The organism is Winogradskya consettensis (assembly GCF_018332715.1).
In the GTDB taxonomy this organism is placed as follows: domain Bacteria; phylum Actinomycetota; class Actinomycetes; order Mycobacteriales; family Micromonosporaceae; genus Actinoplanes; species Actinoplanes consettensis.
In genome coordinates, this window is the sequence record NZ_BOQP01000042.1 from 1 (window position 1) to 14,826 (window position 14,826).

At 69.3% G+C, this 14,826-nt stretch carries 11 protein-coding genes; 6 read left to right on the forward strand and 5 right to left on the reverse strand.

Features of this window, described 5'->3' with window-relative positions; translation table 11 throughout:
- Positions 1–36: 36 nt before the first annotated feature.
- Positions 37–1,404 (reverse strand): cellulase family glycosylhydrolase, encoded by a 1,368-nt coding sequence (locus Aco04nite_RS34460; RefSeq protein WP_213001435.1) that lies wholly within the window; start codon positions 1,402–1,404, stop codon positions 37–39.
- A 164-nt stretch (positions 1,405–1,568) separates the two neighbouring features.
- Between Aco04nite_RS34460 and Aco04nite_RS34465 the strand changes: the two genes are divergently transcribed.
- Entirely contained in the window at positions 1,569–4,100 is a 2,532-nt protein-coding gene (locus Aco04nite_RS34465) for a glycosyltransferase family A protein (protein ID WP_213001436.1), read from the forward strand.
- A 63-nt stretch (positions 4,101–4,163) separates the two neighbouring features.
- Entirely contained in the window at positions 4,164–5,201 is a 1,038-nt protein-coding gene (locus tag Aco04nite_RS34470) for an O-methyltransferase (RefSeq protein WP_213001437.1), read from the forward strand.
- Between the two features lie 59 nt (positions 5,202–5,260).
- On the opposite strand, the gene Aco04nite_RS34475 is transcribed toward Aco04nite_RS34470, so the two are convergent.
- From Aco04nite_RS34475 to Aco04nite_RS34490, 4 genes are all read right to left on the reverse strand, one after another.
- Positions 5,261–5,758, reverse strand: coding sequence for a CAP domain-containing protein (locus Aco04nite_RS34475; RefSeq protein WP_244876502.1), 498 nt, complete (start codon positions 5,756–5,758; stop codon positions 5,261–5,263).
- 238 nt (positions 5,759–5,996) lie between these two features.
- Positions 5,997–8,030, reverse strand: coding sequence for an acyltransferase family protein (locus Aco04nite_RS34480; RefSeq protein WP_213001438.1), 2,034 nt, complete (start codon positions 8,028–8,030; stop codon positions 5,997–5,999).
- Positions 8,027–9,274, reverse strand: coding sequence for a nucleotide sugar dehydrogenase (locus tag Aco04nite_RS34485; protein ID WP_213001439.1), 1,248 nt, complete (start codon positions 9,272–9,274; stop codon positions 8,027–8,029). Before Aco04nite_RS34485 ends, Aco04nite_RS34480 begins: the two co-directional genes overlap by 4 nt.
- Before the next feature lie 28 nt (positions 9,275–9,302).
- Positions 9,303–11,048: a stealth family protein gene (locus tag Aco04nite_RS34490; RefSeq protein WP_213001440.1), complete on the reverse strand. Its 1,746-nt coding sequence runs from the start codon at positions 11,046–11,048 to the stop codon at positions 9,303–9,305.
- 298 nt (positions 11,049–11,346) lie between these two features.
- On the opposite strand from Aco04nite_RS34490, the gene Aco04nite_RS34495 reads away from it, so the two are divergent.
- The 4 genes from Aco04nite_RS34495 to Aco04nite_RS34510 all read left to right on the forward strand — a co-directional run bounded on the left by Aco04nite_RS34495 (position 11,347) and on the right by Aco04nite_RS34510 (position 14,816).
- Positions 11,347–11,586 carry a hypothetical protein gene (locus Aco04nite_RS34495; RefSeq protein ID WP_203838599.1) on the forward strand — a complete coding sequence of 80 codons (240 nt, stop codon included), beginning with the start codon at positions 11,347–11,349 and terminating at the stop codon, positions 11,584–11,586.
- A 62-nt stretch (positions 11,587–11,648) separates the two neighbouring features.
- Positions 11,649–13,205 (forward strand): signal recognition particle protein, encoded by a 1,557-nt coding sequence (gene ffh / locus Aco04nite_RS34500; RefSeq protein ID WP_213001441.1) that lies wholly within the window; start codon positions 11,649–11,651, stop codon positions 13,203–13,205.
- Positions 13,206–13,451: 246 nt separating this feature from the next.
- Complete coding sequence (locus Aco04nite_RS34505) at positions 13,452–13,730, forward strand: hypothetical protein (protein ID WP_213001442.1); 279 nt, start codon at positions 13,452–13,454, stop codon at positions 13,728–13,730.
- Positions 13,731–13,739: 9 nt separating this feature from the next.
- Positions 13,740–14,816 (forward strand): amidohydrolase family protein, encoded by a 1,077-nt coding sequence (locus Aco04nite_RS34510; protein ID WP_213001443.1) that lies wholly within the window; start codon positions 13,740–13,742, stop codon positions 14,814–14,816.
- Positions 14,817–14,826 lie beyond the last annotated feature (10 nt).

The window sequence follows — 14,826 nt, forward strand, 5'->3', positions numbered from 1 at the left end:
CCATCCCGGCCCTCACCCGTCCCAGCGCAAGAAAGCCTATGCAGTCCCAGCACAGGTCAGAGCAGGAACGCCATTGGTCCCGCTCCACGACCCAAGGAACCCGAACGTCGTGGAAGCGCCAGCAGCAAGGGCACCGTTGTAGCTGACGTTGCGAGCGGTAACCGCAGACCCACTTGAGGACACGGTTGCATTCCAGGCTTGGGACACGCTCTGCCCATTGGCATACGTCATGGTGACAGTCCAGGTCTTGATGGCCGTGCTGCCCGCCGTGACCTTGACCTCGCCCTGGAACCCGCCCTGCCACTGCCCGGTGATCGAGTACGCCGGGGTGCAGCTGACCCCAGCCGGCGGCGGCGTGGTGGTGGGCGGCGTGGTGGTGGGCGGCGTGGTCGTGGGCGGTGTCGTCGTGGGGGGAGTGGTGGGCGACGTGCCGTAGATCGTGGCCTGCTTGGCGGTGGCCTTGATGCCGTGCGGGCCGTTGATGATGCGCTGACCCCAGGTGGTGAGCTGGGTGGGGTCGAAGTTGACGGTCATGTCGAGGATCGGGTCGGTGTTGCCGGCCCAGGACCAGCCGATGTATCCGAGCCCGCGGGCGTCGGCCTCGGCCATGAGGGTCTGGTCGTCGACCTCACCGGAGGCGAACTGCCAGCCGAATTCGCCGATGACCAGCGGCCAGCCTTTGGCCTTGAACGTGTCCAGGTAGGAGACGATCGAGGCGGCGGTGTTGAAGACGGCGTACATGTGGATCGAGAGCACGGTGTTGTGCTGGGTGTCGGCGTCGAGGATGGTCTGGCCGTTGTCACGCATGACGTAGTTCCAGTCCTGGCCCCAGTTGGGGGCGTCGATCATGAGCAGGTGCTGGAAGCCGTTGGTGCGCATCTTCTGGATCGCGGCGGTGGTTGCCGCTGTCCACTGGGACGGGTTGGTGTTGCCGATCGGCTCGTTGCCGATGTTGATGGCGATGTAGTCCTCCTGGCCGACCAGCACGCTCTTGAGGCCGATCCAGTAGTTCGCGGCCTGGTCGAGGGTGTACGCCGCGCTGTCCTCGCCGTACCCGGTGGTGTCGTGGTTCTCGAGGACGCAGATGAGCTTGTTGGTCTTGCAGAGGGTGATGACGTTCGCCACGTCGGTGGCCGTGTTGGCGGTCCAGCGGCCGCCGCTGAGGACGACGCGGACGGTGTTGGCGCCGGTGGCCTTGATGTTGGCGAACGACGAGGTCTGGTTGGTGTACCAGGTGTGGGCGTGGTTGATACCGCGCATGATGAATGGCTGGCCGTTCGCCTCGACGATGTTCGTGCCGCTGACGTGCAGGCCGGCGGCGGCGTAGGCCGGATTCACCACGAACAGGACGGAAGCGACGGCTGCGAGCGCCGCTGCGGCCAGGGTGGCTAGTCGTCTCTTCATGCCCATCTCCTTTTGTAACGGGGTGGTAACACGTTAGAACGATGAACGTCGATGCACAATGGGAGCGCTTCCATGAAGATGCGACCGGTTCCACGTCACCTCGCCACGAGCAGGGGCGTTGCCTATAGCGACATAGCGGCCGGAGCGAAGAGGTCAGTTGCACCATGGGGGAACCAGCAGGTCTGCTCGACGACTACCTGAGGGTCGCCCGGTACCACGTTCAGCGGGCTATGCCGGCCACCGCGGTCCGGCTCCGGTCGCTGGAGATGCGACGGCTCATCGCGTACACGGCGCTGCGGGGGTCCGGGGCGACGTACGAACAGTTGATCATTGCCGCGCGTAACAAGGACGTGCGCTGGTTCAAGGGGATCGCCGGGGGCGTCCGGCCCTCGGTGGTGGCCGGGCTCGCCCAGACGCTCGCGCTTCAGGACATGCTGCCCGGGGACCGTACGGACGCCCTGGCCATCTACGAACTGATGCGAGCGAGCCTCGGCGCGAACGGCGTACCCGGCTCGCACCAGGGTCTGCACGCCGAGCTCACGTTCTCGTGGCGGGGCGCGGAAGCAGCTCGCGAGCTGCTCACGGCGTACCGATCAATAAGTCCGGCAGTGCGCAGTGACCTCGAGATCGACGTGGTCAATCCGTTCCTCGAAGGTGGGGCGAAGCCGGTCGCGCCCTGGCTGGCGGCCTTCCAGCGGCTCATGCCGAAGCCCTACCCGGCGCTGGAACCCGCCGAGGGCCCGCAGCCGGTGCTCGGGCTGCCCGCGTTCGACCGGCTGACCGTCGCCGCCGAGGCCGCGCCGGTGGAGGAGCCGCAACGCGTCTCGGTGGTCGTCACGGCGTACCACCCGGGTGAGGGTCTGATCACCGCGGTGCGCTCGATCCTCGCGCAGTCCTGGCGCAACGTCGAGATCATCATCGTGGACGACGCGTCACCGCCGGAGTTCGACGAGGTGCTGCGCCGCGCGATGACCCTCGGACCGCGGATCCACCTGGTCAAACAGCTTCGCAACCAGGGAACGTACGCGGCCCGCAACGCCGGGCTGGACGCCGCCGAGGGCGAGTTCGTCGCGTTCCAGGACTCCGACGACTGGTCCCATCCGCGCCGGCTCGAGCTGCAGGTGCGCCCGATGCTGGACGACACCCGCATCGTGGCCACGACCAGCGACGGGCTCGGCGTCACCGACGACCTCGTGCTGACCCGCCCGGCCGTGCGGCGGGGCCGGTTCAACCCGTCGTCGCTGGTGTTCCGCCGCTCGCAGGTGATGGACCGGATCGGCTACTTCGACCAGGTACGCAAGGCCGCCGACTCCGAGTACATCGGACGGATGCGCGCGGTCTTCGGCGAGCGAGCGGTGCGGCACCTCGACACCGAGCCGCTCGCGCTGATCCGGCTGTCGTACGGCTCGTTGTCCCGCTCCGAGATCCGCGCCTACTGGATGCATCCGGCGCGGGTGGCGTACTCGTCGGCTTATCAGCAATGGCACGGCCGGATCGCCTCCCAGGGGGCCAAGCCGTACCTGCCACGCGAGGGTGGCGAGCGCCAGTTCGCGGCACCCGATCATCTTCGGTACGCCCGCGGCGAAGCCCCCGCCCGCCCCGAGTACGACGTCGTGCTCGCCGGCGACTGGCGTTTCCTGCAGGGCCCGCAACTGTCGGCGATCGAGGAGATCCAGACGCTGGTCGACCGGGGTCTGCGTGTCGCCGTGCTGCACATCGAGTCGCTGCGCCCGATGGCCCGGCGGCGGTATCCGCTGAACTCGCAGATCCAGGCGATGGTCAACGACGGCCGGATCACGCAGGTGCTGCCGGCCGAGGCCGTGGAGACGGCGCTGCTGATCGTGCGGCACGCCGCGGTGCTCCAGTTCGCCGAGGGTGACGACTATCTGCTCCGGCCACGGCAGATGCTGGTGGTCGCTGATCAGGCTCCGGTACGCCTCGACAACCTCGACAACCGCTACGACGTGGCGGACTGCACGCGCGTCGCCGCCCGGCTGTTCGGGGTGCAACCGGTGTGGTGCCCGCAGGACCCGGAGATCCGGGCGGTGCTGCGCGCGTACAAGCCGGCGGTGGAGTTGACGCCGTACGACCTGCCGACCGTCATCGGCACCGAGCGCTGGACGGCGGTCCGCACCGGTGCCGGGCCGGGTCTGCCGGTGGTCGGCACCGACCTGTGCGATCAGGGCGTGTGGCCGCGGGACACCCGGGAGGCGCTCTACGTCTACGACGAGCTGGGCGCGGCGGACGTGCGGGTGCGGCTGCCGGACTGGCCGCGTACCGACATGGTCCTGAACGGTCCCCGCTCCCACCTGGTCTACGAGGCCACGGACCTGGACCTGCGCACCTTCCTGCACCAGCTCGACTTCTACCTGCACTTCCCGCATCCGCAAGCGATCGAGACGTTCTCGCGTCCCGCGCTGGAGGCGGCCGGGCAGGGGTGCGTGGTGCTGACCCAGGAGCGGCACGCCGCGGTCTTCGGGGACGCGGCCGTCTACTGTGCGCCGAACGAGGTCGACGGGCTGATCAGGCGTTACACCAAGGACCGGGTGCTCTTCGCGGAGCAGAGCCGACGGGCGCGGGCCGTGATCACCAAGGCGTACCACCCGCAGCTCTTCGTCGATCGGATCGCGGGGCTGGTGCACGCGCCGCGTACGTCAGCACCCGCGCAGCGCACACCCGAACCCACCCACGCGTAACGGGCGGGTGGTCGGCGCCGTTAGGCGTCGTGTTGAATCAGCGCACCTCGGAGGTCTTGAAGAATGAGCAGCCTGACCCGGTTCGGCGGTCGGCTGACGGTACGGCTGCAGAGCCTGACCCGTCCGCAGGTGGTGGTTCTCATGCTGGTCGTCGTGCTCGTAGCGGGCATCTGGACGGCGGCGGGGACGGGCCATCAGGGACTCGCCGTGTCCCTCGTGGCCGCCCTGCTCCTCGGTGTGCTCCTCGGCATCCTGCACCTTTCGCGCTGGATGGGCGGGATGCACCGCGCCAACCAGGCCGCGAACCGTGACCTGCGCACGGTCGTGGAGCAGATGCAGCGCCGGGTCGTGGCGACCGTGGAGAAGGAGCGGCTGACCGCGGGGGACCGGCATCAGGACCTGAGCCGGACCATCACGCGGGGGCTGCGGCAGAACGGGCACGGCCACGATCTGCTGCTGCGTTCGCAGAGCCGCGAGTTCGAGGCGATGTTCCAGCTGTTCCAGGAGTTCACGCCGCGGGCGCCGATGCCGTCGTCCGGTGACTTCGCGCTCAACCCGACGGACCTGCTGGAGCTGCTGCACATCGTCCGGCTGCATCAGCCGCAGCTGGTGGTCGAGCTGGGCAGCGGTACGTCGTCGGTGTGGCTCGGCTACGCCCTCGAGAAGATCGGCGGCCGGCTGATCTCGCTCGACCACGATGAGGACTACGCCGCCAGGACGCGGACGATGCTCGAGGCGCACGGGCTCGGCGCGGTGGTCGAGGTGCGGACCGCTCCGCTGACCGAGCTGCTGCTCGACGGGCGCGCGTACCAGTGGTACGACCGGGAACAGCTCAAGGACGTCCGCGACGTCGACCTGCTGGTGATCGACGGCCCGCCCGCGGCGACCGGCCCGGACGCACGGTTCCCGGCACTGCACGCGATGGAGAGCAAGCTCGCCCCGACCGCCACGATCGTGCTCGACGACGCGAACCGCGCCGACGAGCAGGACGCGGTGCGGCGCTGGACGGAGAACATCACCGGGCTCGTCTCGGAGCCGCACCTGATCGGCCGGCACGCCGTGTTGTCGTACTCCCGCAGCGGGGCGAAAGTCTCCGTGTAGCAGAAAAGGACCGGCCGGCATGCGGGGGCATGCCGGCCGGTCACGGGGGAGGGGAAAGATCAGCGGCTACCGAAGTCCTGGGTGTAGTACGGGTTGCCGTTCGACGCGTAGATGACGCCGACGGCGAACGTCTTGGCACCACAGTCGAGCAGGTTGGCACGGTGGCCCGGCGACTTCATCCACGCGTTGACGACCTCGGCGGCGCTGCGGTAGCCGTACGCGATGTTCTCGCTGCGGGCGGCGGTGTAACCGGCGTTCTTGGCGCGGGTGACGAACGTGGAGTTGCGGGCGCCGGTGTGGCTGAACGAGCCGCTGGTGGCCATGTACTTGCTGTGGCCGCGGGCGGCGCGCAGCAGGTTGGTGTTGACCTTCAGCGCCTTGCAGCCGGCCTTGACGCGCTGCGTGTTGGACAGCTTCACGATCTGCGTCTGCAGGGTGGCGGTGGAGACCGGCGCGGCCTCGGCGGGAGCAGCGGCGAGGGCCAGGCCGATGAACGCGGCGACGGGGATCAGAGCAAGGGTGGCGAGGCGACGGACCAGGGTCTGGTTCTTCTGCACGGGTCACGACCTTTCGGAGAACTCCGCAGCGGCGCTTGTTCGCCGTTACGCCATTCCATTCGGGCCGTTCCAGGAGTCGCTGATGCCCGTTCGGGTGCCTTGGCGTGAGTGCTGAGTTGCCGATCGGGTGCCTGCCGCAGGCCGGTTGCGGGACGGTTTCCCACCCGGTTGCGGACATGGTGCAAAGAAGGGCCCGGCGGCTTTGAAACTGCGCCGGGCCCTTCGATGAGGTGCTTTTTCAGGATGCTGCGAGTGCCGCCCCGAGTTGAGGGGCGAGCAGCTCGCTGTAAGCCGTCGTGATGTGGTGCTGGTCGCGGTAGACCAGCACGTTGCCGACGATCACCGGGCAGAAGGCCGGCGTGCAGAACCACTTGACCGGGTCGATGACGACCGCGCCGGCCTCGCGGACCGCCTCGGCGACCAGCTGCCGCCGGTCGGGCAGCGCCAGCGCGATCTCCGGGCTGCGTCCGCACGCGGCGGGGGAGTTCATGTGCGCGGACAGGCACTCCGGAACAGGCCCGGCCTGCCACGGCGTGTCGGTCATGAAGTAGACCTCGGTGCCGGGGGCGGACAGCGCCTGCACCGAACGCTGCCAGGCGCTCACCCAGGCCTCGTCCTGCGTGCCGGGCACATCGAGTAGCTCATTGCTGGGATAGGTCGACGACAGCAGGATCTTCGCCGGGTGCAGCGAACGGACGTACTCCCAGGCACTTCTGCGCCACTCCACGCACTCCGTGAACTCCCGTTTCAGCTGCGGGGAGAAGATCATGCCGTCGGCTGCCGTGCACGCGCTCTTGGTGACGATCACGAGCTTCCAGTGCCGTTCCAGGGCCGCTTTCTCCAGCGCCGGGAACCACATGCCGGCATGGGAGTCACCGAAGAGCACGACGGTGGTCGGGGACGTCAGATCGCCGTACGCACAGGGCTTCTTCACCTCGGCGTCGGAGAACGTGCCCGAGCAGCCCTCCTGGTAGAAGTGCGGCAGATCCTCGGCGACCCGCTCGAGCGCCGGGGTGAGGTTGGCCGGGACGGCGGGCATGGCGACGCTCGCGGCGATGTCCCGGCCGAGATCCGTCGAGTCGTCGAGGGCGCTCGCCTGGTACGTGCTGACGCCCCGGGCCCGGTCCGCCGTGACGCGGACCGCGACGCAGAGCCCGGCGCAGAGCAGCGAGATCGCCAGCCCGGCGGCGATCCCGCGCCACGGGTTGTTCCGCAGGCCGGTCAGGTGGCGGGCGGGGTTCTCGACGAGGGCGTACGTGAACATGGCCAGGACGAGTGCGCCCAGCGCGACCAGCACGTTCTCCCAGCCGGCGAGCGGGCGGCCGAGCATCGCGGGGGCGATCATCAACGTCGGCCAGTGCCAGAGATACCAGGAGTACGACAGCCGCCCGATCCCCTGCAACGCGGGGTGGCCCAGGATCCCCGCCGGATTCCCCGTGCCGCCGGCGATGACCGCTGCCGTGCCGAGAACCGGGAGCAGGGCGGCGTACCCGGGGAAGGGGGTCTGTGCCGTGAAGACGAGTGCGGAGGCAGCGACCGCGAGCAGACCGGCCGGCACGCACCACCGCGGGAGCCGTAGCGCGAAGACCGCGAGCAAGGCGCCCACGCCCAGCTCCCACGCCCGGGTGTGCGCGCCGAAATACGCCCAGCCTGCGTTCGCCCGCGTCTGCCACAGCGAGAGACCGAGCGAAACCACAGTCAATGCGATGAGTACGCCGGCCTGCGCGCGTTTCGCCCTGAACGCGATGATCAGCAGCGGCCAGAGCAGGTAGAACTGCTCCTCCACCGCCAGCGACCAGAAGTGCTGCAACGGCGAGGGGTCGGCATCGGCGTTCAGATAGTCCGTGCCGACCGCCGCGAGCCGCCAGTTCATCGCGTACACGCTGGTGTGCAGGGCGTCCGACACGATGCTCGCCAGTCGCAGCGGCGGCAGCCACAGCGCGGACGCGATCACCGTGGCCACGACGACGACCGCCGAGGCGGGCAGCAGCCGCAGGGCGCGCCGGGCGTAGAACCGCGGGATGGAGATCCGGCCGGTCCGGTCCGCCTCCCGCAGCAGCAACCCGGTGATCAGGAAGCCGGAGATGACGAAGAAGACGTCGACCCCGACATAACCGCCGGAGAAGAACGACAGATCACAGTGGTACGCGACCACGAGGAGCACCGCGACCGCGCGTAACCCCTCGATGTCGCGACGATGCCTCGAGGGCGGCGTCTTCGTGGCGACGGTGAGGCCGGTCCGGGGCCGGGTCGCGGTGCTCGTCTCGATCACAGCCGGTGCGCCTCCCGGCTGGTGGTGACACCCCGCGTGTCGAAGAAGCGCTTCGAGATGCTCGCCAGGTGATCCGCGTCGTACTCGCGGTGCTGCTGGACCAGGATCACCAGGTCGGCGGCGGCCGCGGCGCCTTCGAGGTCGTCGGTGCGCGGGACGCTCCACTCGCGTACGTGCGGGTCGTGGTACGTCAGCACCGCACCCAGCGAGGCCAGGTGCCGGGCGAGCGGGGTGGCCGGCGACTCGCGCTGATCGGCGATGTTCGGCTTGTACGTGACACCGAGGAGCAGCACCCGGGCGCCGTGCAGCGCCTGGCCGTCGGCGTTGAGGAGGTTCTGGGCGCGCCGGGCTACGTACGCCGGCATCGTGGCGTTGATCTCCTGGGCCAGCTCGACGAAGCGGAACGGGTAGCCGAGCTTGCTGCGTACGTTGTGGCTCAGGTAGTTGGGGTCGATCGGGATGCAGTGCCCGCCCACGCCCGGACCCGGGTAGAACGCCTGGAAGCCGAAGGGCTTGGTCGACGCGGCGTGGATGACGTCCCAGAGATCGATGTCGAGCTCGTGGCAGAACCGGGCCATCTCGTTGACCAGCGCGATGTTGACGTGCCGGTACGTGTTCTCCAGCAGCTTCGAGGTCTCCGCCTCCCGGGTGCCACGGGTGCGTACGACCGTCTCGACGAACCGTCCGTAGAACTCGGCGACCCGGTCGGTGCACGCCGGCGTGGTGCCACCGACCACCTTCGGGGTGTTGTGCGCACCCCACGTCTCGTTGCCGGGGTCGATCCGCTCGGGCGAGAACGCCAGGTGGAAGTCGACCCCCGCGGTCAGGCCGGACAACTGCTCCAGCAGCGGGCGCACCACGTCGTCGGTCGTGCCCGGGTAGGTCGTTGACTCGAGCACGACCAGCATGCCGGGCCGCAGGTTGCGCCCGACCGCCTCGGTGGCGCCGATCACCGCGCGCAGGTCCGGGCCGTCACCCTCGGACAACGGCGTCGGTACGCAGATCACCGCGACCGCCGCCGTGGCGATCAGCCGCTCGTCCGTGGTGGCGCCGAACCCGCGGGTCAGCATCTCGGCGATGTCGGTGTCGGACAGGTCGTCCACATGGGAGCGGCCGGCGTCGAGCGCCTCGACCACCGCCGCGTTCACGTCGAAGCCGAGCACGGACAGACCGGCCCGGGCGGCCTGCTGGGCCAGGGGCAGCCCCACGTAGCCGAGGCCGAGGATGGCGACGTCGAAGCTCACGAGCGAGATCTCCTTCTGCGGATCCCCGTCAGGCGACGGGCGTGTTGGTGGGGGCCTGGCCGCCGCTCTGGCTCGGGATCTCCGCGCGACGGTCGGCCTGCGGGCGGACCGGGGGACCGGCGTCCCGCTCGTACGGGGAGGCGAACGGCAGATAGGCCGGCAGGAACTCGCCGAGCAGGGCCGCCTGCTCGACGGCCACCGCCTCGTCGGAGTCCGTGTCGTTCAGGCAGAACGTGTCGAGGTCGCGGTGGCGCAGCAGCCGGGCGAGCTTGAACGGGGTCGCCGGGTTGGCCAGGTCGGCGTACATGTAGGCGACCGTCCCCGGCGCCGCGCGTCCCGTGAGGTACGCGTAGTACTGCTGCAGCGACGAGAGCAGCGCGATGTCCTCGGGGTGGCGGAACTGATGCCCGGCGGTCGCGGTCACGTACTCCGTGAACCGCTGCTCGATCTCGGTGATGATGCTCAGCCGCGACGGGTGCGGAGTGTGCATCATCTTGCGGGTCAGGACGCGGCCGAACGCCGTACGGATCAGCTCGCGGTTGTTCTTTCCGGCCGAGTCCGCGGGCGGGTCGTCGGGCCGCCGCGGCGCCGAGTCGACCTGCGCGCTCGACGGGAAGAACCGGGTCAGCCCGCCCGGCGTGAAGAACAGGTCCGGGCTCAGCGGCCGGCCCAGGAACACGTCGTCGTTGAGGTAGAGGAAGTGCTCGCTGAGACCCGGGATGCGATGCAGGCGTGACTCGATGGCCTGCGAGTTGAACGTCGGCAGCCGCCCGGTGTCACCGAAGATCTCCCGATGGCTCACCAGGGTCAGCCCCGGCTGCGCGGTGTCCAGCCAGTCCGGCACCTGATCGTCCGTGACCAGGTAGATGTGGTTGACCCAGGGCGCGAAGCAGTGCAGCGAACGCAGGGAGTAGCGCAGTTCGTCGCGGGAGGTGTAGCGGGCGCTGTTGTGGGCCAGGCGGCTGCCGGTGTCGAGCCAGGCGTTCGTACCCTGGGCCGCGGCCTTGCGGGCCTGCCAGGACGGGTCGCTGCCGTCGACCCAGGTGTAGACCACATCGATCGGGAAGGCGATCCGGTCCGGGCCCGGCATGGTGAAGATCTGTTTCGTCCGGTACGCCGAGACGTCGTGCGGCGAGCTGAACGGCCCGAACGCGGACTCGCTCGCGTGCACCACCGGCTCGTCCAGCGCGATCACGTCGGCGATCGGGTTGGGACGCGGGCCGGCCAGGACACCGTCGCGCTCCGCCCAGAACTCGATCTCGCAGCCCACGTCCGTGGCCAGCACCAGGCTGCCGTTCGGGTCGGTCACCGGCCAGCACACCCGCAGCACCTCGGCCGTCTTGCGGTTCTTGGCCTTGCGCGGCTTCACGACGTCCATCAGGCCGGTGCCGGTGGTGAGCGCCTCCAGCAGGCGGATCGTGGCCGCGCGGTCGGTCACGAGCACCGCGACGGCGGTGGTGCGCAGGGACTTGGCGGGGATGCGGAACCAGTCGATGCCCGCTTCGTCGAGGGCGGCGACGACCCTGTCGAGGTTGTCCCGGCGTACGCCCGCCGGGCTCGCCGCCGGGTCACGCCGGGCGGTCACCCAGCCCCGGCCGGTGCGGACCCGCATGGTGACGGCGGCCTCGGCCGTGCGCATGAGCGGCAGCCGGGGCGGGTGTGACAGCGACACGATCCGCCGGGCCATGCCGAGCCGCTGGTCCTCGGAGACCCGGGGCAGCACCCGGCGCTGCACGCCGGCCAGGATGCGTGACCGGACCTGCCAGGGTGCCATTCGTAGGATCCGCCGCAAGGGCACGAGTTCGTCCTTCCGCCGGATGTCGTCGGGGCTGATCGGCTCAGCCGCCCGGGGTTCCTGTGCCTCAACGTCGCGGTCACCCGGTTGGTTGCGGTCAATGGCGTCTTTCCGGACATCTGTGCTATGCGGTTTTCACCCGTTACATGCGGTATACGCGATTTACGGTCTTCATGACGGCGGAACCGCGGCCTGCCCACCCCTACGGGTGCGTCCCTGATGCGGGGGCTTGCGCCGGGGGAGGATGGTGGAGGCCTGACTTCTTGGAGGACTCCCCATGGGTAAGGCAGTTGCGTACGTGGTGGCGATGGTCGCCGGGGTGATCGTGGTGGGCTGGATCGCCGTGTCGGTCCTGCACTGGCTCGTGGGCGCCCTCGCGTACCTGATCGTGGGCGCGATCGTGGTCGGCGGCGGCATCTACCTCTACGGCAAGGCGAAGAAGGGGCTCGCCCCCGGAACCCGCACCCAGTACCGGATCGAGGCCGCGAAGAAGACGTACCGGATGCGGAACCGGTGAGCCCGGCGGCGGGCGGCTAGGCTTGGGCCTCTCCTCCCTTTCGACCAACGGGAAGTTGTGCCGTGTTTGACAACTTGAGTGACCGCCTCTCCGGCATCTTCACCAAGCTCCGGGGCAAGGGCCGGCTCACCGACGCCGACATCGACGCCACCGCGCGCGAGATCCGTCTCGCTCTGCTCGAGGCTGATGTCGCGCTGCCCGTGGTCAAGCAGTTCATCGCCAACCTCAAGGAGCGCGCCCGCGGCTCCGAGGTCTCCGAGGCGCTCAACCCCGCCCAGCAGATCATCAAGATCGTCCACGAGGAGCTCATCACCATCCTCGGTGGCGAGGGGCGCCGCCTGCAGTTCGCCAAGAACCCCCCGACCGTGATCATGCTGGCCGGCCTCCAGGGCTCCGGTAAGACCACGCTCGCCGGCAAGCTGTCCCGCTGGCTCAAGGGCCAGGGCCACCAGCCCCTGCTGGTCGCCGCCGACCTCCAGCGCCCCAACGCGGTCAACCAGCTCCAGGTCCTCGCGGGCCGGGCCGGCGTCGACGTCTACGCCCCGTCACCCGGCAACGGCGTCGGCGACCCGGTCCAGGTCGCCAAGGACTCTATCGAGCACGCCAAGCGCACCGCCAAAGACATCGTCATCGTCGACACCGCCGGCCGCCTCGGCATCGACGCCGAGATGATGCAGCAGGCCCGCGACATCCGCGACGCCGTCGACCCCGACGAGGTCATCTTCGTCATCGACGCCATGGTCGGCCAGGACGCCGTCAGCACCGCCGAAGCCTTCCGCGACGGCGTCGGCATCACCGGCGTCGTCCTCTCCAAGCTCGACGGCGACGCCCGCGGCGGTGCGGCCCTCTCGGTCCGCCACGTCACCGGCCAGCCCATCCTCTTCGCCTCCACCGGCGAGAAGCTCGAGGACTTCGACGTCTTCCACCCCGACCGGATGGCCAGCCGCATCCTCGGCATGGGCGACGTCCTGACCCTCATCGAACAGGCCGAACAGGCCTTCGACGAGGATCAGAAAGAAAAGATGACCTCCAAGCTCATGGGTGGCGAAAGCTTCACCCTGGAGGACTTCCTCGACCAGCTCATCGCCGTCCGCCGCATGGGCCCCATCGCCAACATCCTCGGCATGATGCCCGGCATGGGCCAGATGAAGGACCAGCTCGCCGAGCTCGACGACAGCCACTTCGACCGGGTCACCGCCATCATCCGCTCCATGACCCCCGGCGAGCGCACCAACCCCAAAATCATCAACGGCTCCCGCCGCGCCCGCATCGCCCGCGGCTCCGGCGTCCAGGTCATGGATGTCAACCAGCTCCTCAACCGCTTCGTCGAAGCCCAGAAAATGATGAAGCAGATGAGCGGCATGATGGGCCTCCCCGGCGGCAACCGCCGCAAGGCCACCAAGAGCCCCAAGAACAAGCGCAAGGGCACCAAGGGCGGCAACCGCCCCCGCGTCGGCGGCGGCATGCCGGCCGGCTTCCCGGGCGGCATGCCCCAGCTCCCCCCGGGCATGGACCCCAACGCCCTCGGCGGCGCCCCCGGCCTCCCGCCGGGCTTCAAGCTCCCCAAGCTCGACTTCAACAAACTCAGCAACCCCAAGCGCGACGACGACAAGAAGTAGCTCTTGCTGGGTGACAGGTAGTCTCATAGCTAGTAACGTGAGCGGCAGTCCGCATCCTTAGGGGGATCGATGGCTGCCGCTCTGCGTTACCGTGACGACCTGGGTCGCGCCGAAGTCTTTCGTCTCTGGGTTCGCGTCAGGCTGGTTACCGCTCTCGAGGCGAGCCAGCCTGATGACGTTTGTGTGGTTCCTGACCTGTCGGTTGCAGTGGATCACCGCAACGAGCTACGTCCTGACGTCGTGGTCGTGCGCGAACCGCTGAATGACGTCCTGCTGGCGGTCACGATCCTGTCGCCGGGATCGATCGGCGAGAACTGCGCCTTCAAAGGCTCCCCCCGGCGCTGGGTGATCGACCCGCTCCGTGAGCGCATGACGTTCACCGAGCACATTCCCGGCTCGGACGGGGAGTGTTGGTCCAGTTCACCCCGGGTAGGCCGCGTCGACCTCGAGTGGCCGTGGCCGGTGACGCTCGACCTTCCGGCGTTGACGGCTCAGCGGCGGGCGCGGTTGGCGGGGATCGGGTAGGACTTACGCATGGCTTTGCATGTGCGTGGGGTCGTTCTGCCGGACGGTGAGGTTCGGGATCTCTGGATGGTCGGGGATCGGGTGACGTTCGAGCCGGTCCGGGATGCCGAGACCGTGAGCACCGGCGGGTGGGTGGTGCCGGGGCTGGTGGATGCGCACTGTCACCTGGGGATCCGGTACGGCGCTTCGCCCATCGAGAGTGTCGATGAGGCGCGGGGGCTGGCCTATCAGGACCGTGATGCGGGAGTGCTCGCGTTGCGGGACGCGGGGTCGCCGTATCCGTACCCGGAGCTGGATGACGAGCCGGAGATTCCCCGGCTGGTGCGCGCGGGGCGGCATGTGGCTCCGCCGCGGCGATATCTGCGGGACATCGGGGTCGAGGTGGCGGCCGGGCAGGTTGCTGAGACCGTGGCTGCGCAGGCGAAGGCCGGGACCGGGTGGGTCAAGCTGGTGGGGGACTGGATCGACCGGGGCGTGGGGGATCTGGCGCCCTCGTGGGATGCCGCCACGATGACCGCCGCGGTCGAGGCCGCGCATGCCGCCGGAGCGCGGGCGGCCGTGCACACGTTCTCCGAGGAGGGTGTCGCGCTGATGGTTCGCGCGGGTGTCGACTCCGTGGAGCATGGCACCGGGTTGTCGCTCGACCTGATCGACGAGATGGCACGGCGGGGGACCGCGCTGGTGCCGACGATGATCAACATCAGGACGTTCGGCAAGATCGCAGACCAGGCCCGACCCAAGTTCCCCGGGTACGCCGACCACATGCTCGCCCTTCGCGACGGGTTCCCGGCCGTGGTCGCCGCTGCGTACGAGGCCGGCGTACCCATCTTCGTCGGCACCGACGCGGGCGGCAGCATCCGGCACGGGCTCGCCGCCGAGGAGATGTTGCTGCTCCACGAGGCGGGCATCCCCGCGGAGGAGGTGCTGGCGTCGGCGTCCTGGCGGGCCCGGGAGTGGCTGGGCTTCCCCGGACTGGTCGAGGGTGGCCTCGCCGACCTGGTCGTCTATCCGGAGGATCCCCGGAGTGACCTCCGCGTGGTTCGTGCCCCCGAGCGGATCGTCCTGAAGGGCCGGGTCGTCCGCTAGGCAGGGCGCG

Coding starts and splice junctions, on each gene's coding strand:
- Aco04nite_RS34460 (WP_213001435.1), bottom strand. CDS start 1,404: ATGAAGAGACGACTAGCCACCCTGGCCGCAGCGGCGCTCGCAGCCGTC.
- Aco04nite_RS34465 (WP_213001436.1), top strand. CDS start 1,569: ATGGGGGAACCAGCAGGTCTGCTCGACGACTACCTGAGGGTCGCCCGG.
- Aco04nite_RS34470 (WP_213001437.1), top strand. CDS start 4,164: ATGAGCAGCCTGACCCGGTTCGGCGGTCGGCTGACGGTACGGCTGCAG.
- Aco04nite_RS34490 (WP_213001440.1), bottom strand. CDS start 11,048: ATGGCACCCTGGCAGGTCCGGTCACGCATCCTGGCCGGCGTGCAGCGC.
- Aco04nite_RS34495 (WP_203838599.1), top strand. CDS start 11,347: ATGGGTAAGGCAGTTGCGTACGTGGTGGCGATGGTCGCCGGGGTGATC.
- Aco04nite_RS34510 (WP_213001443.1), top strand. CDS start 13,740: ATGGCTTTGCATGTGCGTGGGGTCGTTCTGCCGGACGGTGAGGTTCGG.